This window comes from Blautia hydrogenotrophica DSM 10507 (genome assembly GCF_034356035.1).
Classification (GTDB): Bacteria; Bacillota; Clostridia; order Lachnospirales; family Lachnospiraceae; genus Blautia_A; species Blautia_A hydrogenotrophica.
This window is the reverse complement of the sequence record NZ_CP136423.1, coordinates 3,199,507-3,217,593: the sequence shown is the minus strand read 5'-3', so window position 1 is coordinate 3,217,593 and position 18,087 is coordinate 3,199,507. Positions and strand designations below refer to the sequence as shown.

General features: G+C 46.1%; 17 protein-coding genes. 8 read left to right on the top strand and 9 right to left on the bottom strand.

The genetic code is table 11. From position 1 onward, the window contains the following. Position 1: 1 nt before the first annotated feature. The 4 genes from BLHYD_RS15465 (at position 2) to BLHYD_RS15450 (ending at position 6,237) form a co-directional block, all read left to right on the top strand. The gene (locus BLHYD_RS15465) at positions 2-949 is read left to right on the top strand and encodes a TIGR03943 family putative permease subunit (RefSeq protein WP_040350913.1); all 948 of its coding nucleotides are present in this window, start codon (positions 2-4) and stop codon (positions 947-949) included. Positions 950-966: 17 nt separating this feature from the next. Continuing rightward, positions 967-1,551: an aminoacyl-tRNA hydrolase gene (pth, locus tag BLHYD_RS15460; protein WP_005952494.1), complete on the top strand. Its 585-nt coding sequence runs from the start codon at positions 967-969 to the stop codon at positions 1,549-1,551. A gap of 5 nt (positions 1,552-1,556) precedes the next feature. Further along, positions 1,557-4,898, top strand: coding sequence for a transcription-repair coupling factor (gene mfd, locus BLHYD_RS15455; RefSeq protein WP_260784541.1), 3,342 nt, complete (start codon positions 1,557-1,559; stop codon positions 4,896-4,898). 187 nt (positions 4,899-5,085) lie between these two features. Next, positions 5,086-6,237 (top strand): peptidylprolyl isomerase, encoded by a 1,152-nt coding sequence (locus BLHYD_RS15450; protein ID WP_021845319.1) that lies wholly within the window; start codon positions 5,086-5,088, stop codon positions 6,235-6,237. A gap of 115 nt (positions 6,238-6,352) precedes the next feature. Here BLHYD_RS15450 and BLHYD_RS15445 read toward each other — a convergent pair whose 3' ends face one another. The 9 genes from BLHYD_RS15445 to BLHYD_RS15405 all read right to left on the bottom strand — a co-directional run bounded on the left by BLHYD_RS15445 (position 6,353) and on the right by BLHYD_RS15405 (position 14,099). Next, the gene (locus BLHYD_RS15445; protein ID WP_005952487.1) at positions 6,353-7,195 is read right to left on the bottom strand and encodes a MurR/RpiR family transcriptional regulator; all 843 of its coding nucleotides are present in this window, start codon (positions 7,193-7,195) and stop codon (positions 6,353-6,355) included. Positions 7,196-7,227: 32 nt separating this feature from the next. Beyond that, complete coding sequence (locus BLHYD_RS15440; protein ID WP_021845317.1) at positions 7,228-8,112, bottom strand: ROK family protein; 885 nt, start codon at positions 8,110-8,112, stop codon at positions 7,228-7,230. An 11-nt stretch (positions 8,113-8,123) separates the two neighbouring features. After that, positions 8,124-8,579, bottom strand: a complete 456-nt coding sequence (locus tag BLHYD_RS15435) for a NanQ anomerase/TabA/YiaL family protein (RefSeq protein WP_005952481.1) — start codon at positions 8,577-8,579, stop codon at positions 8,124-8,126. A gap of 117 nt (positions 8,580-8,696) precedes the next feature. Beyond that, positions 8,697-10,208, bottom strand: a complete 1,512-nt coding sequence (locus BLHYD_RS15430) for a sodium:solute symporter family protein (protein WP_005952480.1) — start codon at positions 10,206-10,208, stop codon at positions 8,697-8,699. Positions 10,209-10,232: 24 nt separating this feature from the next. Further along, on the bottom strand, positions 10,233-11,153 hold the full coding sequence (locus BLHYD_RS15425) for a dihydrodipicolinate synthase family protein (RefSeq protein ID WP_005952478.1): 921 nt from the start codon (positions 11,151-11,153) through the stop codon (positions 10,233-10,235). A 70-nt stretch (positions 11,154-11,223) separates the two neighbouring features. Next, a complete protein-coding gene (locus BLHYD_RS15420; protein WP_005952477.1) occupies positions 11,224-11,916 on the bottom strand; it encodes an N-acetylmannosamine-6-phosphate 2-epimerase in 693 nt (230 codons plus the stop codon). A 418-nt stretch (positions 11,917-12,334) separates the two neighbouring features. Beyond that, positions 12,335-12,877, bottom strand: a complete 543-nt coding sequence (locus BLHYD_RS15415; protein WP_005952475.1) for an NADH peroxidase — start codon at positions 12,875-12,877, stop codon at positions 12,335-12,337. Positions 12,878-13,043: 166 nt separating this feature from the next. After that, positions 13,044-13,451, bottom strand: a complete 408-nt coding sequence (locus BLHYD_RS15410) for a Fur family transcriptional regulator (protein WP_005952473.1) — start codon at positions 13,449-13,451, stop codon at positions 13,044-13,046. Positions 13,452-13,595: 144 nt separating this feature from the next. Continuing rightward, on the bottom strand, positions 13,596-14,099 hold the full coding sequence (locus BLHYD_RS15405) for a magnetosome magnetite crystal formation protein family (protein WP_005952472.1): 504 nt from the start codon (positions 14,097-14,099) through the stop codon (positions 13,596-13,598). Positions 14,100-15,090: 991 nt separating this feature from the next. On the opposite strand from BLHYD_RS15405, the gene BLHYD_RS15400 reads away from it, so the two are divergent. The 4 genes from BLHYD_RS15400 to BLHYD_RS15385 are packed head-to-tail and all read left to right on the top strand — an operon-like array spanning position 15,091 to position 17,887. Next, positions 15,091-15,387, top strand: a complete 297-nt coding sequence (locus BLHYD_RS15400; protein ID WP_005952416.1) for a thiamine-binding protein — start codon at positions 15,091-15,093, stop codon at positions 15,385-15,387. Then, positions 15,356-16,120: an ABC transporter permease gene (locus BLHYD_RS15395; RefSeq protein WP_005952415.1), complete on the top strand. Its 765-nt coding sequence runs from the start codon at positions 15,356-15,358 to the stop codon at positions 16,118-16,120. The genes BLHYD_RS15400 and BLHYD_RS15395 overlap by 32 nt, the downstream gene beginning before the upstream one ends. A gap of 10 nt (positions 16,121-16,130) precedes the next feature. After that, positions 16,131-17,141: an ABC transporter substrate-binding protein gene (locus BLHYD_RS15390; RefSeq protein ID WP_005952414.1), complete on the top strand. Its 1,011-nt coding sequence runs from the start codon at positions 16,131-16,133 to the stop codon at positions 17,139-17,141. A 2-nt stretch (positions 17,142-17,143) separates the two neighbouring features. Then, on the top strand, positions 17,144-17,887 hold the full coding sequence (locus BLHYD_RS15385; RefSeq protein ID WP_005952413.1) for an ABC transporter ATP-binding protein: 744 nt from the start codon (positions 17,144-17,146) through the stop codon (positions 17,885-17,887). The last annotated feature ends 200 nt before the right edge of the window (positions 17,888-18,087 follow it).

Here is an 18,087-nt window from a genome sequence, read left to right as displayed (position 1 = left end):
GATGGACGAAATCAGAGTACCGATTTACCTGATGACAGGTTTCTTGGAGAGTGGTAAGACGTCTTTTCTGAATTTTACGATTGGCCAAGATTACTTTTATATAGAGGGGCGCACCCTTCTGATTCTCTGCGAGGAGGGCGAAGAGGAGTATGACTCAGAGCTGTTGAAGATGAGCAACACAATGGTAGAGATTTTAGAGGACGAATCTGAGCTGACGACAGAACGTCTGGTGGCTATGGATGTGATGTATCAGCCGGAGAGAGTCATCATTGAATACAATGGTATGTGGCTGGTGAGCAAATTTATGGAGATGAAGCTGCCAGAGGGCTGGGGAGTCGCCCAGCAGATTACTACGGTGGATGCCAGCACTTTTCAGGTCTATATGAACAATATGAAGTCCATTTTTATGGACATGGTTAGGACGACAGACATGGTGGTGTTCAATCGTTGTAAGGAGGACGACCCACTGGCCTCTTACCGTCGGGGAATCAAAGTCGCGAACCAGAGAGCAGAGATTATCTTCGAGGATGAGGAAGGGGAGCTAGATATTTTCGAGGACGAGCTACCCTTTGATCTGAACGCTCCGGTGGTGGAGATTCTACCAGAAGACTATGGAATTTGGTTTGTGGATGCGATGGACAATCCTGAGAACTATGAAGGGAAGACTGTGCATTTTAGAGGAAGAGTCATGAAGCCTAAAGGAATGGGAAATAAATTCTTTGTGCCTGGACGCATGGCGATGACCTGTTGTGCCGATGATACTACGTTCATTGGTTTCCTGTGCAAGAGTTCCTATGCACCAAAGCTGGCTGTCGGTGAATGGGTGGAAGTGACGGCGAAGATTGCAGTGGAGAATGTGAAGGTATACGATGGGTACGGACCGGTGCTCTATGCTCAGGAGGTCCGCCCCTGTGAAGCTCTGCCTGACGAGATGGTTTATTTTAACTGAGACAGGAGAATGGGAACATGTATTTGATAGCAGGTTTGGGAAATCCGGGAAGACAGTATGAGCACACTCGTCACAACATAGGATTTGACACGGTGGACGTGTTGGTGGAAGAATACCAGGTTCCTCAGTCTGGTGTCCGGTGCAAGGGAATGTATGGAAAAGGAATGATCGCCGGAGAAAAAGTCATATTGCTGAAGCCGCTCACATATATGAATTTAAGCGGAGAGTCGGTTCGGGGAATTGCAGACTATTTTAAGATTGACCCTGAGAGCCAGCTAATCGTGATCTATGACGATATTGATCTGGAACCTGGACAAATCCGTATTCGCAAAAAAGGGAGCGCCGGCGGACATAATGGAATAAAGGACATCATCGCAAAACTGGGAACGCAGAACTTTATCAGGATTAAAATTGGTGTGGGCGCAAAACCGAGAGGTTGGGATTTGGCTGACCATGTGCTGAGCCGGTTTTCCAAAGAGGAACGAGAGTTGATAGATATGGCTGTTTCACGGGCGGCGGCGGCCGTGAAAAAGATTCTGACAGATGGTGTAGACGCAGCTATGAACGAGTATAACCGAAAACAGGTGATAGAAGAGGAGTAGTACCGATGGAAGCGTTTGTTCAACCATTAAGAGGATTAGCCGAATATGAAGAAATCAGAAGCAGAATCGGGAGAAATCCCGGGCTAGTGCAGATTGCCGGGTGTGTGGAATCCCAGAAGGCTCATTTAATTTGTGGGCTTTCTGGGCTTTTTCCGTGTCGGCTGATTCTGGCTCAGGATGAGCAGAGGGCGAAGGAACTATACGAAGATTATCGATTCTACGACAAGAAGGTGTTTTACTATCCTGCGAAGGACTTGCTGTTTTTCCAGGCTGATATTCATGGCAATCTGCTGATTAAACAAAGGATGCAGGTGGTTCGGGCACTTTTGGAGGAGGAGAGCGTGACGGTGGTGACCAGCGTCGACGGATGCATGGACTATCTCATGCCTCTAGGACAGATCAAAGAGAATCTGGTCTGTCTAAATAGTGAGAGCACGATAGATTTAGAGGAACTGAGCAAAAAGTTGGTATGGCTGGGCTATGAGAGGGTTCCCCAGGTGGAGCGCTCTGGCCAGTTCGCGGTGAGAGGCGGAATTTTGGATATCTATTCCCTGACAGAGGAAAATCCTTGGAGGATTGAGATGTGGGGGGACGAGGTGGATTCCATCAGGAGTTTTGACGCGTACAGCCAGAGATCTATTGAAAATCTAGAGACGATTACGATTTATCCGGCGGCGGAACGTCTGGGGGAGAAAGGAATGGTCTCTTTTGCCGATTATTTTCCAGTGGAGAAGACGCTGCTTATCCTGGATGAACCCAATCGAATGCTTGAGAAAGGGCAGGAGGTGGAGGATGAATTTCGTCAGAGCCAGAAAAACCGCTTGGAGAAGGGTAACCGGCCTTTGGCGGACAATCTCTTGTTTGAGATCTCAAAGCTGTGTGGAAAATTGAACCGATACCATGGGGCGGCTCTGTGCATGATGGAACCAGCAAAGAAGTTTTGGAAGGTTCAGGAGCGGTTTGAGCTTACCGTGAAGTCTGTGAGTTCTTATAACAACAGCTTTGAGTTGCTTGTCAAGGACTTAAGACAGTGGAAAAAAAGCGGATACCGTGTAGCACTGCTGTCCGGTTCCAGAACCAGAGCAAAGCGTCTGGCCCAGGACTTGATGAACGAGGGGCTGAGCAGTTTTTACAGTGAGGATTACAGCCGGCCCATTCAGCCCGGGGAGATTATGGTCGTCTATGGTCACGCTCACCGGGGGTTTGAGTATCCGTTGATAAAATTTGTACTGATTACGGAATCCGATATCTTTGGAAAGGAACAGAAAAAACGGAAGAAGAAAAAGCAGTATTCCGGGCAGAAGATACAGGATTTCGCGGAACTGACCGTGGGAGACTATGTGGTGCACGAGAACCATGGCCTGGGAATCTACCGAGGAATAGAGAAGGTGGAAGTGGATAAGGTCGTCAAGGACTATATCAAAATTGAATACCGAGACGGAAGCAACCTCTATATCTTGGCAACACAGTTGGACGCACTGCAAAAATATGCTGGGCAGGAGGCGAAGACGCCTCGTCTGAATAAACTGGGAACCCAGGAGTGGAACCGTACCAAGACCAGAGTTAAGGGGGCAGTAAAGGATATTGCCCGCGACTTAGTGAAGCTGTATGCGACACGTCAAGAGAAGGAAGGCTTTGTCTACGGTACGGATACAGTCTGGCAGAAGGAATTCGAAGAAATGTTTCCCTACGAGGAGACGGAAGATCAGATTCAGGCCATTGAGGACACCAAGAGAGATATGGAGAGCACGAAGATCATGGACCGTCTGATCTGCGGCGATGTGGGATATGGAAAGACAGAGATCGCCCTTAGGGCCGCATTCAAAGCGATTCAGGAGGGAAAGCAGGTGGTCTATCTGGTTCCGACAACAATTCTTGCCCAGCAGCATTACAATACCTTTGTGCAGCGCATGAAAGAGTTTCCGGTAAGGGTGGAACTTTTGTGTCGGTTCCGGACACCGGCGGAGCAGAGGAAGACGCTGGAAGGATTAAAGAAAGGCTGGGTGGATGTGGTCATCGGGACTCATCGGGTCCTTTCTAAGGATGTGGAGTATAAAGATCTTGGGCTATTGATTATTGATGAGGAACAGCGCTTCGGGGTGACTCACAAGGAAAAGATTAAAAAGCTGAAGAACAATGTGGATGTGTTGACTTTGACGGCCACACCGATTCCACGAACTTTGCACATGAGTCTGATTGGAATCCGAGATATGAGTGTGCTAGAAGAACCACCTATGGACCGAATGCCGATTCAGACTTATGTGATGGAATACGATGAAGAGACCGTCAGAGAGGCCGTTCAAAGAGAGCTAAAAAGGGGAGGCCAGGTCTACTATGTCTATAATCGAGTCAATGACATTGCCGAGGTGGCGTCACGCCTATCCCAGCTTTTGCCAGATGTCCAGGTGGGGTTTGCACACGGACAGATGAGTGAGCGGGAATTGGAAAAAGTCATGTATGAGTTCATCAATGGGGAGCTGGATGTTCTGGTGTCCACGACAATTATAGAGACGGGATTGGACATCTCCAACGTGAATACAATGATTATCCATGATTCTGACCGGTACGGGCTGTCCCAGCTCTATCAGCTGCGGGGAAGAATTGGAAGATCTAACCGGACTGCCTATGCGTTTTTGATGTATCGAAAGAACTCCATTTTGAAGGAGACTGCGGAAAAACGCCTGTCGGCTATCCGGGAGTTTACGGATTTGGGTAGCGGGTTCAAGATTGCCATGAGGGATTTGGAGCTGAGAGGGGCAGGAAATTTGCTGGGAGCTCAGCAGCACGGACATATGCAGGCGGTGGGGTATGATCTGTACTGTAAAATGTTGAATGAGGCGGTCAAGGAGGCAAAGGGAATCACCGTCATGGAGGACTTTGAGACTACTATCGACTTGAGTATGGATGCATTCATTCCCAATTCCTATATTGCCAATGAATTTCAAAAACTGGATATCTATAAACGAATTGCAGGAATTGAGAATCAAGAGGAATATGAAGATATGTTGGAAGAGCTTCTGGACAGGTTCGGAGAACCGCCGAAAGCAGTGATGAATCTTTTGGCAATTGCCACCTTAAAGGCGGCGGCCCACAGGGCATATCTAAGGGAGATCAAACAGCGGGGAGCACAGGTGAAATTAACTCTGCATGAGGAAGCTAAGATTGATGCCGCGGGGATTCCGATTCTTTTGAAGGAATATGGCCGAAGGTTACAGTTTCGGGCGGAAGAAAAACCATATTTTTTGTTTGATCTGAATGGAGAAGGAATACTCGGAGTGCAGAATCTTGTAGAACGTCTGGAGCAGCTTGCAAAAGATTTCGCTGCCCAGGAGAGGCAGAAAGGCTGAGTGTGTCTCCATTCACTCACTTGTAATTCGTGAGCAGTAATACGCTTCGCGATGCACACAAACTGCTGCGAACAGCAGTTTGGCGTGGGATATTGGAGGTCTGAATTGCAACCTTTTAGGGCAGTGCCCTTGCTTTGTCGATGAAAAAAGTTTATACTTTTATAAGATAAATGTACAGGAGGATGACATGAAGAGAAATCGCGAACGAATCATTGTGGCGGCTCTAACAGGGGCCATCGCATTGTCCGGACTTGCTGGGTGTGGACAGCTAGACGGCGGTAAGACCGTGGCCACTGTGGATAAAGAAGAAATTTCAATGGGTGTTTTGAGTTTTATGACCCGTTATCAACAGGCTCAGACTGCGCAGATGTATATGAGTATGTTGGGGAGTGATCCTAGTTCCATGTGGGACCAGGTGGAGGACGAGAAAAAAGGAACCACTTACGGGGATTCTCTAAGAGATGATGCTCTAGAGCAGTTAGAAGAGATGTGCCTGCTGAAAATTCATGCGGATGAATATGAAGTCACGGTGACGAAAGAGGAGCAGGAGAAGATTCAGAGGGCTGCGAAGCAGTTCATGGAAGACAACAGTGAGGAAGTGAAAAGTGAATTGGTGGTCTCCCAGAAGGATGTAGAAAGGTTCCTAGAGCTGACTACCTATTATCAGAAAATGCAGGAGCCGATCAAGGCGGATGCTGATATGAATGTGACAGATGAAGAGGCTGCTCAGACAACGGTCACATATACGAAGGTGGATCCGCCGGACACAGAGGCTACCACCGACGAGGAAAAAGAAGATTCCGGTCAGGAGGAGAAGGATGCAAAGACGAAGGCACAAGAAATTTTAGACCAGGTGCTTGCCACTGAGGATGCAGATATGGATGCGATTGCCAAGTCAGTGGATGAGGATTTGAGTGCGCTGTCGGAGAGTTTTTCTACCAATGAGGCTGAGGAAGAGGAGGATGAAACCGACACTAGTACTGGAAATCTGCCAGATGCCGTAAAGGAAGCCGTGAAAGGACTTCAGGATGGCGAGGTGGTGTCCTCTTTGATTCAAGATGGGGATAGTTATTATGTGGTGCGCCTTGACAGTGCTTTTGACCAAGAGGCAACGGAGAATCAGAAAGACTCCATTATTTCCGAGAGAAAACAGGAGCTTTATGATGATACGGTGGAGGAGTGGAGAGATAAGGCAGATATTTCCGAAGACAAAAAAGCAATCAAAAAATTAAAGGTGAAGGGAAATCATAAATTTACCTTTAAGGCAGAAGAGGCTGAGAGCACGGGCGCTGGGGATGGAGCGTCCGAGAACGCTGAGAATTCGGAGGCTTCTGAATAATAGTTTAATTTTTGGAGGATAAAAGAACCCCCTTTCTATGGACTTGGGAAAGTCTGTAAAAAGGGGGTTCTTTGTACGGATAAGCCTGGCGAGCGGCTGTCAGTGTTATATTGAATTATCTCAATCCGTTTTTGTCCTTAGGTACGGGAGTGATAACATTTAGGGTGTACTCATGGAGTGCCTCACGCCGGAATTTATCCGATTGCAGGAAACGGGAGTACAGCAAATCCAACATGACTAAGATCGGAAACTGAGGGGAGATTGCCTTTCCGTTTTCTAAATGCTCTTTGACTGCGAACAGGAGTACTTCGTCACAGAATTTTTGGAATTCCCGTTCTTTACAGGAGGTCATTAGGATGGTAGCTGCTCCCTGTTTTTTAGATTCTCTTAAGGAGTTGATGACGGCTTCTGTCTGCCCGCTGACACTGATTCCAATAACTGCGCAGTCATTAGAGATCACTACAGTGTTCATACGCATCATTTCATGATCTGTGATGGAAACGATGTTCAGACCGATACGCATAAAACGGAATCTCATTTCATCAGCGGCCAGGCCGGAGCTTCCACGGCCGTAGACATAGATTCTTTTTTTGGTAGTTAAAATCTTTAAAATCCGCTCCATTTGGGGGATGTCGACCAGAGAATAAGTCTTGTTTAGCAGCTCTTGGTAAGTGTTCAGAACAAGCTTTGTCTGGTCGTCAGCAGCCGGTTCGTCGGAAGAGGAAAAAGTCTGTCTGTAATGAAACAGAAATTCCCGGTATCCCTTGAAACCGCATTTTTTGGAAAAGCGGGAGAGGGAGGCTTCTGACACGTAGAGAAGCTGGGAGATATTGCGGGAAGAGAAATCCATCTCTTCCCGATTATGAATAAAAAAGTCTGCGATGGTCTTTTCTAACGGGGTCAAGTTCGCGTAGACAGATTCAATGAGTGGGATAATTGACTTTTCATAGTGTTCCATAGAGATACCTCTTTTTTAGCTGGAGCTTTTCTTTAGTGGAGAGATTGAAAGTGAAAATAGGCACCTAGCATACCTGCCTGATTCTGGTTTTGGGCGAAGGCAAGCCGTGTCTTTTCTGATACCGAAGGGATTAAGTAGCGGTCCATCGCTGTGCGAATTTTTACTTCCAGAAAATCCTTCTGGGCCATGATACCACCGCCTAAAACGACGATTTCAGGATTCAGCACATAGCAGATATTGGCAATTCCCATACCGAGTACGTCTACCATTTCATCGATGGCTCTCAGACAATCAGGGTCTTGGGCTTTTGCCTGCTCAAAGATGATTTTTCCATTGATGGAGGCGGGGTCTACCTGTTTGGCCGCAGCGACCTTTTTGACTAGAATGCTACTAGCCCCCAAGTCCTGGAACTGACCGCCTGGCAGGTACATGTATCCGACTTCAGCTCCGCTGCCGGAGAAACCATGAAAAACTTTTCCGTCTATGATGATAGAACCACCGATTCCTGTGCCGATGGTCAGGCAAAGGCAGACGCCGCACCCTTTTGCAGCGCCTGCGTGACTCTCAGCTAGGCCAGCACAGTTCACATCGTTTTCTACTTCACAAGGAAGGGAAAAGCGGTTCTCTATAATTTCCTTTAACCTGGTTCCAGTATACTCAGGAATCAAAGGAGAGGCATAGGTGATGGTTCCGGTCTGGCAGTCCACCATTCCAGCAGTGGAGACACAGACTCCCGAGGGAGAGAAGTCTTTTAAAAAGTCTTCTGTGATTTTACAGATTTTTTTCACAATTCCGGGTCCGCCGTGTTCCTGTGCCTCAGTGGGTATCTCACCTGTATAAAGGAAGGTGAGATCTTCTTGAATAACTCCATATTTGATGGAGGTTCCGCCGATATCGATGCAGATATATTGCTTCATGTGACAGCTCCTTATGCTGGTATCAAAATCTTAAATATAGCTTTTTTGATGGTAACTGGCTGATCTACGGCGACAGCGGTACGGTGGCCGTCTTTGGGATAGCAGATCAGAAAATCATCTTTTTCCAGGATGACGTGACTGTTAGGCTCACCTTCCAGGGGGAGAAAGTCGTCTTTTTCCACAAACTCTTTTTGAGTCATGTTGTCGATAAAGTTGACGTCGATCTGTTCTGGTCCTCTAAGCATCAAATGCAGGTCTAAGTATTGGCGGTGTGCTTCCCAGAAACGATTCTCAGCCGCAGTAGTTTCGTATTCGACGATATTTACGAAGAGGCGGTCTTTGTCTATGGGGTGGCTTCCTTTTTCGTAGTTGATTAAATCGTGAGTTTTAGCATATTCAAAACATTCTAAGATTCCCTTTTCTAAGAAAGAAAAATCTTTTAAATCTCTGAGATTTCCGAAGATCATAACATTACCTCCATGCTGAATAGAATTTTATTTTTGAGATGAATGGGAAAAGACATCCAGTCCGGCCGAAGACCAGAACCGGATGCCAGTATAATTAGGACTGCAATCCTACGGACCTTAGTTCTTGTAAATTGTTGTGTGCGGTGCCGGTACAGATTTATCACCTTTCACTTTGCGGTAAATCAAGCTGGCCGGAATACCTACTACCAAAGATACTGCGATGGAAATGATAGAGTAGGACCAGATAGACACGGCATCAGCAGGTATGAAATATTTAATATAAATCATCACGCAGGAAGCAGCTATGAACGCGATGGTTGCTCCAAAAGTGTTTGCCACCTTGGTGAATGCACCCAGGATAAAGGTTCCGATCAGAATACCGAGCACGAGTCCCATAAAGCCGTTGAACCATTCATAGGCAGATTTTACTCCGCCGTTTGCCAATACCATGGCTACGACGATGGAGAAGATACCCACGATCAGAGATACATACTGTCCAATTTTTGTCTGCTGTTCGAAGCTCAACTGCTTCTTAGAGAGACGTTCCTGGATATCCAGAGTCCAGCTTGAAGCTACGGAGTTCAGACCTGTGGAGAGAGTGGACTGTGCGGCTGCGTAGATTGCGGCTAAGAGAAGTCCGGTTACTCCTACGGGAAGCTCAAAGGCAATCCAGGATGCGAAGATCTGGTCCTGTTGAGCAGCTGGGGGAAGCTGATTTCCTTGTACCTGATAGAACACATACAGACCAGTACCAATTAGATAGAAGACAGTTGCGATGAAGATGGACAGACCTCCGTTTGCCAGCATCATCTTATTCAACTTTTTGGTATCGGTTGTTGTGGTAAAACGCTGTACGATATCCTGACTGGACACATAAGATCCCATGGTGTTAAAGCCTGCACCGACGATCAGCAGGAATACACTGTTTTTCAGGATATTGGCATCAAACAACGGCTCGTTAGAGGACAGGAATTTCTCGCCTGCGGTAAATTCATGGAAAATAGCTCCTAATCCGCCGTCTATCTGAGAGATGAGGAAGATTAGGCCGAAGGTTACACCGATCAATAGGACGGAACCTTGGATGAAATCAGTCCAAAGCACGGATTTCAATCCGCCAGTGTAGGAATAGATGATCGCTATGATTCCCATGATGATAATCAAAATGTTTACATTGATGTTCATCAGACTAGAAAGTACCATACAAGGCAGGTACATGATGATGGACATACGTCCGATCTGATAAATGATAAACATGATTGCGCCCAGAACACGCAGTCCTTTGCTGTGGAAACGCAGCTCCAGATAATGGTAAGCGGTGTCAATATCCAGCTTACTGTACACTGGAAGGAAAAATTTGATGGTTACCGGAATAGCCAGCAGCATGCCCAGCTGAGCAAACCATAGCAGCCAGGATCCTGCATAGGAATTTCCTGCCAGGGACAGGAAAGAAATCGGGCTCAACAGAGTTGCAAAGATAGAGACAGATGTCACCCACCACGGCACAGTTCCGTCGCTCTTAAAATATTCTTTTCCCTTCATCTCTCTTTTGGCAAAATGAAGGCCGGCAAACAGAACAGCTGCCAGATATACGATTAAGATAATTAAGTCAATGACTGTAAAACCTTGCATTGTAGACCTCCCTCATAGTTGTGCTTATGCACAGTATTTTGCGACCGCATTTTTTACCATCTGAGCAGCCTCTTTGGCGATAGCTAGATCTGCCTCACACAGACCAGTCAGAGGTTCACGGACGCTTCCGATGTCCAGACCTTCATTGATACGCAAAACTTCTTTAATCATAGCGTACATGTTTCCATGGCCGGAGCAAAGTTTGTAGATAATCTCGTTGATGTCATACTGAAGTACACGAGCTTCTTCCATCTTGTTGGCACGAACCAGCTCGTCTGCTTTCAAAAACAGCTCAGGCATAGCGCCGTAGGTTCCGCCGATTCCGCCGGCAGCTCCCATTACGCGGCCGCTGATGAACTGCTCGTCTGGACCATTAAATACCATAAAATCGTCTCCGCCGGCTGCCTGGAACATCTGGATATCCTGTACGGGCATAGAAGAATTTTTCACTGCGATGACACGAGGATTTTTCTTCATCTCAGCCAGAAGACTCATGGTCAGAGCGGTGCCAGCCAGCTGAGGAATATTATAGATGACAAAATCTGTGTTTGGTGCGGCGGAACTGATGGAATTCCAATAAGCAGCGATCGAGTACTCGGGAAGGCGGAAGTAAATTGGTGGGATAGAAGCGATTGCGTCCACTCCACAGCTCTCAGCGTGTCTTGCCAGCTCCATACTGTCTTTGGTGTTGTTGCAGGCGACGTGGCAGATCACGGTGAGTTTCCCTTTTGCTACAGCCATAATATTTTCGATGGTTATTTTACGGTCCTCCACGCTCTGGTAGATACACTCTCCAGAGGAACCACAGGCATATACGCCTTTGACGCCTTTGTCGATGAAGTACTGGGTCAAAGCACGCACACGTTCTGGGCTTACTTCTCCATTTTCATCATAACATGCATAGAATGCAGGAATTACGCCTTGGTACTTTTCTAATTTGTTCATAGTGAACTCCTTTCCGGCTTTCTTGGCCTCAGTGAAGAAATAAATAGTATTTGGTATTTATAAGTCAAAATTATAATGTGCGAAGTGCTTCTGTGAAGGCTTTGGTGATTAACTGTGGACGAGTTATGATGGAACCTACCACCACGCTGTAGCATCCAAGTTCAATCACTCTTTTGGCTTTCTCAGGGGTATTGATGTTTCCTTCTGCGATCACGCGGTGAGTGACTTTTGATAAAATCTCGCGGATGATCTCGAAATCATTGGCCTCGATTTTGTCACCTTTACTCTGTTCTGTATAGCCCACCAGAGTGGTTCCTATAAAATCGAATCCCAGCTCGTCCGCGTGCAGAGCTTCTTTGATGGTGGAGCAGTCTGCCATCAGCAACTGATTCGGATATTTTTCTCGAATCTGATGATAAAAGTCATCCAGAGTCTGGCCGTTAGGACGCAGATCACTGGTTGCATCTAGAGCGATAATTGCGGGTTTTACTTCCATCAGTTCATCGACTTCCTTCATGGTAGGAGTGATATAGACTTTACTATCTTCGTAGTCTCTTTTTACGATTCCAATGACTGGAAGGTCTACGTTCTTTTGTATCTCTGAGATGTCTTCTTTTGTGTTGGCACGAATTCCAAAGGCTCCGCCCTCTTTAGCGGCCAGTGCCATTCTTCCCATGATGAAAGAGGAGTGGAGTGGTTCGTGAGGAAGTGCCTGGCAGGATACGATCAAATGTCCTTTTAACTGTGCAATTTTCTCTTCCATGGAGTGTCTCCTTTCTTTATGCGTTCTTTAACTATTTGCAGTATATTCTTTCATGAAATTAATTTCAAGGCTCTATAGAGCAAAAGAAAATACTTTAAAGACAAATGGGATTTTGCACAATTTGAACAAAAATGGAACGTCAGATTTGAATTCTTGCACAGAGGGTATGAAAGTACTTTCAATAAAAAGAAATAAGTAGAAAGTTGTCGAAACTTAATCAAGTAGAAAGAACAACTTGCGACATAGAAAAAAATCCTGCTTGCAGGATTCTTGGCCTGCGGCGAGGTGCAAAGTGCCGTCTTCTTTCCACCGCAGTACGATCTACGCGGAGCATTTTTTGTTTCATAAGAACGTCAGTTTCTTATGAAACAAAAAAGGAACAGGCATCAAGCCTGTCCCTTTGAAAATCTCTGATTTTTTAGCCAAAGTATCTCTTCAGAAGCCCTGCGAATGCTTTTCCGTGACGAGCCTCGTCTCTTGCCATCTCATGTACGGTGTCATGAATTGCGTCTAAGTTAGCTGCTTTTGCACGTTTTGCCAGATCAAATTTACCAGCGGTAGCGCCATTCTCAGCGGCAACTCTCATTTCCAGATTTTTCTTTGTGCTGTCTGTTACTACTTCGCCTAACAGCTCAGCAAATTTAGCTGCGTGTTCAGCTTCCTCATAAGCAGCTTTCTCCCAGTACAACCCAATCTCTGGATAACCTTCTCTGTGAGCTACACGAGCCATTGCCAGATACATACCTACCTCGGAGCATTCTCCCTCGAAGTTTGCTCTTAAATCTGCAAGGATATCCTCGCTAACACCTTGTGCTACACCTACTACGTGCTCAGCAGCCCAGGTCATCTCACCTTCCTGTTTGGTGAATTTATCAGCCGGTGCTTTACAGATCGGACAGGCTTCTGGAGCTGTCTCACCTTCATGAACGTAACCACATACACTACATACCCATTTTGCCATAATTTTGTTCTCCTTTTCTTAATATATATTATTGATTAAATAACAGTAATAATTACTGTTATTAAGTTAACATATTTACCATATTTTGTCAATAGAATTTTGACTATTTTAAGAAAGAATTTAGAGTTTTAGGAGCAAAAAATTCGTAATCGCTGAAAAACTCGGTTCACTTCTTACTTTTTATCTGATTCTTTGACAGACATTCTTCGCAGATACCGCGAAACAGAGTGGTATAACTTTCAATCTTCCCAGGAAATTCCTCAGAGACGTCTGCTCTAATACGCGAGGAACTGTGAATTTTTATGTCCAAGAGGTTGTGACACTGCCGACAGTAAAAATGATCGTGAGGCGTAGTCACTGCGTCAAAACGGTCGCCGCCTTCCTCTGTGGAGATACGGTTAATCTCTCCCAATTCAGTCAAAAGAGAGAGGTTACGATATACGGTCCCCAAACTTATATTAGGATATACCTTTTGCATATTGTGATATACGGTAACTGCTGTGGGATGATCTGTACGGGAATCAAGAAATTCTTTGATAGATTCACGTTGGCGACTATATTTCAGGGTTCGCATACATTTCCTCTCCTTTATTAATAATAGTAATAATTATTATTAACTATAGTCCTACTATACAATACTTGACTGAGATTGTCAATATTTAATTTGCAAATTTCTGATGAAAAATATAATAAGAATAAAGCATTTATTGTTTCTTTTTTAGAGTAAACGTATTTTACCTATGAGGGGAAGTCTCTTGGCCTGACCGCTGCAAACGTTAATTACTCCCCAAATTGCCATCAGGAGAAAAAGCAAGGACAGCAGATTCAGTGCTTTTGAGGCAAGTCCAAAGCCGAAGAACAAAAAGGATAAATCTGCGAGTTTGTGCAGAAAACGAGTCAAAATCTGCAATAAAGTGCTGCTGATAAACAAGAGAAGTCCTTGGTTGGCATGGAAGCGGACATAGGGGGAATGTCTACTGGTGAGAATGGGAATAAAGACCAGGATACCTAGATAGGAGAGCAATGCCATTCCCTTATTCTGACGGATATCTTCAGGAGCGTAACCGTCTTCCTCGTAAGGATTTCCACTCATGTGATCTAGGGAATCTTGAAAAACGTGATGGCCGTCGAAGCGTTCTTTTTGGAGGTCCACAGCGCCACATTGAGGGCAGCAGGGGGCACCCACGGGAATTTTAGCACCGCATATTTTACATTTTCTCATAATCTTCTCCTTTATCTGTTCGTTAGGTGATACCCTCCGTGGACGAGGGTATATGGAATGTCTACATTATACGGGCTTATGCAAGAGTTGTAAAGTTATTGCAACAGTTTAGCCGTACAGTGTTCGGGAAACATAAAACATGCTTGTATGTTTTTGCGCGCGGACATCTGTATGAGCTGAGTGCCTTTCTATGAGTAAAACGGTGGCGTTAGCCACGATAAGCACGCAGTGCGGTTTTACAAATGGCGCTGGCAGAATTGTTACTATTATGGAAGTCAGGCAGCGGGAAAGTCTTGACATTTTGCAAAGAACGGCGTAGACTGAAATAGTGAAAACGGGGAGCTGGAGTAAATCCGGCTGAGAGTAAGACTGAGATCGTCTTAGACTCGCAACCTGATCCGGATAATACCGGCGTAGGCTCATATAAAAATGGCTGGGAACCCATTCCTGTCATAGAAGATGAAACCTTCTGTCGGAGATTCTGGCAGAAGTTTTTTTATTGTATAGGAAACTTCGTTCCCTATACAATAAAAAGCCCTCCGGGCAGGATGCACACGCCGCAATGAGGAATTTCACCGCGAGGCGGTGTTGCGGCGGCGCGCAAAGTGGGACGCGCCCTTCAAAGATTGAGGGGTTGAGGGAGTTGAAGTGGGCTTGCCCGCTTTGTTCTGCAATAGAAAAGACCTTGTTACGCTGAAGTGTGAAAGTCCTTTCCTATTGCATAAACGCTCTGCTAGGGATGCACACGCCGCAATGAGGAATTTCACCGCGAAGCGGTGTTGCGGCGGCGCGCAAAGTGGGACGCGCCCCTCAAAGATTGAGGGATTGAGGGAGTTGAAGTGGGCTTGCCCACTTTGTTCCCTGCAACAGAAAGGACATTGCTACGCTAATGTGTGAAAGTTTTCTCCTATATATAGGGAACAGCTTGTCACATTGAGGCGTGAGAGTCTATTTGAATAATTTTAAAAATAATCATAGGAGGTAGCAAAAGATGAATGCAAGTGTAGCTATTCAGTCCTTACCGGACGCGGCAAATGATGAGGAACTGATTCGTATTGTGGATGAGGTGATTGCCTACATCAAAGGTACGGGACTGAACTATTATGTGGGACCGTTTGAGACGACCATCGAAGGGGACTACGATGAGCTGATGGATATCGTAAAGGAATGCCAGCACATTGCAGTGAGGGCAGGGGCTCCCCACGTGGCAGCTTATATAAAAGTGAGCTACAGGCCGGAAGGAGACGTGCTTTCTATTGAGAAAAAAGTTACAAAACATCACCAGTAAAGTTTGGTCGATCACAGCTCTGGCGGTGATTCTAGTGGTGTGGGAGGCAGTATCCGTGCTGGGAATTGTGCCCAGCTATATGCTGCCGTCTCCAGTGGCAGTGTGTCAGGCGTTTATCAACGAATTTCCTTTGCTGATGGAGAATGCCAAAGTGACACTGGCAGAAGCCTTTCTGGGATTAGGCTGTGGAGTGGTGGCGGGGTTTTTGATGGCTGCGGCTATGGATCACTTTGCAAAGCTTTATCAGGCACTGTACCCATTGGTGGTTGTGACCCAGACAATTCCCACGGTGGCTATCGCACCTCTTTTGGTACTATGGTTTGGATACGAGATGCTGCCAAAGGTGATTTTGATTGTCATTGTGACATTTTTTCCAATCACTGTGGGGCTTCTGAACGGCTTCCGGTCGGCGGACAAGGATGCCGTTAATCTGCTCCGTTCCATGGGAGCGGGAAAGATACAGATTTTTCGATATATTAAACTTCCTGGGGCTATGGGGCAGTTTTTTGCCAGTCTGAGAATCTCGGCGTCTTATGCGGTTGTAGGAGCTGTGATTTCTGAGTGGCTGGGAGGTTTTGAAGGTCTTGGAGTGTATATGACGAGGGTAAAGAAATCCTTCGCGTTTGACAAAATGTTTGCTGTTATATTATTGATTTCTGTTATCAGTCTGATCTTGATGAAACTGGTAGACTTGCTGCAAAAACGTTGTATGGCATGGGAATCAAAGCGATAAGGAGAAAAATATGAAGAAAAAAATACTTGCGGCGACTCTGTCTGTCTGCTTGTTGGCTTCCCTGACAGCCTGCCAGGGAAATAAAAATGAGCCCAAGTCGGAGGAAAAAGAAAAGCTTACGTTTGTCTTGGACTGGACGCCGAATACGAATCACACGGGATTGTATGTGGCGCAGGAAAAAGGCTATTTCAGCGACGAGGGGCTGGAAGTGGAGATTGTACAGCCGCCTGAGGATGGAGCAGATGCTTTGGTTGCATCTGGAAAAGCACAGTTTGGCGTGTCATTCCAGGATACCATGGCGCCAGGCGTGGCAGGGGCCGATGCTTTGCCGACGACAGCTGTGGCCGCACTGGTACAGCACAATACTTCTGGAATCATCTCTAGAAAAGGGGAAGGGATGGACCGCCCCAAAGGGTTAGAGGGAAAGAAATATGCGACCTGGAACGGTGCGATTGAGACTGCCATGATGAAGGAGGTTGTAGAAGCAGATGGTGGAGATTTCAGTAAAGTAGAGCTAATTCCCAATACAGTCACCGACGAGGTGTCGGCTTTGAAGTCAAAATCTGTAGATGCGATCTGGATTTTCTATGCGTGGGGTGGTATTGCTACTGAGGAGGCCAAGCTGGCTACAGACTACTTTGCATTTCGAGATATCGATCCGGTGTTTGACTATTATACGCCAGTAGTGATTGCGAACAACGAGTTTTTAAAAGAAGAACCGGAGACAGCGAAAAAATTTTTGAGAGCACTGGGCAAGGGATATGAAGACGCGATTCAGGACCCGGAAGAGGCGGCATCTATCCTTTGCGGGGAAGTGCCGGAATTGGATGAGAGTCTAGTTCTTGCCAGCCAGGAATATTTAAAAGATTACTATGTGGCAGATGCAAAATACTGGGGATACATTGACCCAGAGCGTTGGAACGGATTTTATGCGTGGCTGGATGAAAAAGGTCTGACAGAAGAGGAGATTCCCAGTGACGCAGGATTTTCTAACGATTATCTGCCGGGACAGGATGAGTAAGAATGGCGAAGTTACGAGTAGTAAACGTATCAAAGACCTTCGATGAGAAAAAAGTCTTGGACAATGTTTCCATTGAAATACATGAGAAAGAATTAGTGGGGCTTTTAGGAGTCAGTGGAGCTGGAAAGACGACACTGTTTAATATTATATCTGGCCTTTTAAGGCCGGATGAGGGGCAGGTCTTTTTAGAGGAAGAAGAGATTACGGGCCAGCCGGGAAAAGTCAGCTATATGCTGCAGAAGGATTTGCTGCTGCCTTATCGGACTGTAGAGGACAATGTTGCCTTGCCGCTCTTGATCGGAGGGATGAAGAAAAAGGAGGCCCGCCAAAAGGTGAGTCCGTATTTTGAAGCTTTTGGTTTGGAGGGGACGCAGAAAAAATATCCGTCTCAGCTCTCGGGAGGGATGAGACAGAGAGCAGCTCTTTTGAGAACTTATCTGTTTTCCGATAAAATTGCTCTTTTAGACGAGCCATTTTCAGCTCTGGATACGCTGACAAAGAATGCAATGCACAGATGGTATCTAGACGTTATGGAGCGGATTCATCTATCCACAATCTTTATCACTCATGACGTAGATGAGGCGGTGCTCTTGTCGGACCGTATCTATATTCTGGGCAAAAACCCAGGCAGTATCGTGGATGAGATTTGCATTCGGGAGCCGAAGCCTAGAAGAAATGACTTTAGTCTTACGGAAGAGTTTCTGGAATATAAGAGGAGAGTTCTGGAAAAAATAGAAATAAACTAGAAAAGAATGCGCACGCCGCAATAAGGAATTTCACCGTTTTGCGGTACTTCTGCGGCGTGCAAAGTGGGACGCGCCGCTCAAGATTGAGGAGATAGGGGAACTGAAGTGGGCTTGCCCACTTTGTTCTGTGAAGCCCGGTTTTACATCAGAGCCCTTGGCTCTAGGAAGCTGGGCTTCAGGTATTTACAAAAGCGGGAAAC

What these genes read in the sequence shown, in the direction of transcription:
- BLHYD_RS15390 (WP_005952414.1), top strand. Translation starts at nt 16,131, where the DNA reads ATGAAGAAAAAAATACTTGCGGCGACTCTGTCTGTCTGCTTGTTGGCT.
- BLHYD_RS15430 (WP_005952480.1), bottom strand. Translation starts at nt 10,208, where the DNA reads ATGCAAGGTTTTACAGTCATTGACTTAATTATCTTAATCGTATATCTG.
- BLHYD_RS15410 (WP_005952473.1), bottom strand. Translation starts at nt 13,451, where the DNA reads ATGCGAACCCTGAAATATAGTCGCCAACGTGAATCTATCAAAGAATTT.
- BLHYD_RS15400 (WP_005952416.1), top strand. Translation starts at nt 15,091, where the DNA reads ATGAATGCAAGTGTAGCTATTCAGTCCTTACCGGACGCGGCAAATGAT.
- BLHYD_RS15440 (WP_021845317.1), bottom strand. Translation starts at nt 8,112, where the DNA reads ATGAAGCAATATATCTGCATCGATATCGGCGGAACCTCCATCAAATAT.
- mfd (WP_260784541.1), top strand. Translation starts at nt 1,557, where the DNA reads ATGGAAGCGTTTGTTCAACCATTAAGAGGATTAGCCGAATATGAAGAA.
- BLHYD_RS15385 (WP_005952413.1), top strand. Translation starts at nt 17,144, where the DNA reads ATGGCGAAGTTACGAGTAGTAAACGTATCAAAGACCTTCGATGAGAAA.
- BLHYD_RS15405 (WP_005952472.1), bottom strand. Translation starts at nt 14,099, where the DNA reads ATGAGAAAATGTAAAATATGCGGTGCTAAAATTCCCGTGGGTGCCCCC.
- BLHYD_RS15415 (WP_005952475.1), bottom strand. Translation starts at nt 12,877, where the DNA reads ATGGCAAAATGGGTATGTAGTGTATGTGGTTACGTTCATGAAGGTGAG.
- BLHYD_RS15445 (WP_005952487.1), bottom strand. Translation starts at nt 7,195, where the DNA reads ATGGAACACTATGAAAAGTCAATTATCCCACTCATTGAATCTGTCTAC.
- BLHYD_RS15435 (WP_005952481.1), bottom strand. Translation starts at nt 8,579, where the DNA reads ATGATCTTCGGAAATCTCAGAGATTTAAAAGATTTTTCTTTCTTAGAA.
- BLHYD_RS15425 (WP_005952478.1), bottom strand. Translation starts at nt 11,153, where the DNA reads ATGAACAAATTAGAAAAGTACCAAGGCGTAATTCCTGCATTCTATGCA.
- pth (WP_005952494.1), top strand. Translation starts at nt 967, where the DNA reads ATGTATTTGATAGCAGGTTTGGGAAATCCGGGAAGACAGTATGAGCAC.
- BLHYD_RS15450 (WP_021845319.1), top strand. Translation starts at nt 5,086, where the DNA reads ATGAAGAGAAATCGCGAACGAATCATTGTGGCGGCTCTAACAGGGGCC.
- BLHYD_RS15420 (WP_005952477.1), bottom strand. Translation starts at nt 11,916, where the DNA reads ATGGAAGAGAAAATTGCACAGTTAAAAGGACATTTGATCGTATCCTGC.
- BLHYD_RS15465 (WP_040350913.1), top strand. Translation starts at nt 2, where the DNA reads ATGGACGAAATCAGAGTACCGATTTACCTGATGACAGGTTTCTTGGAG.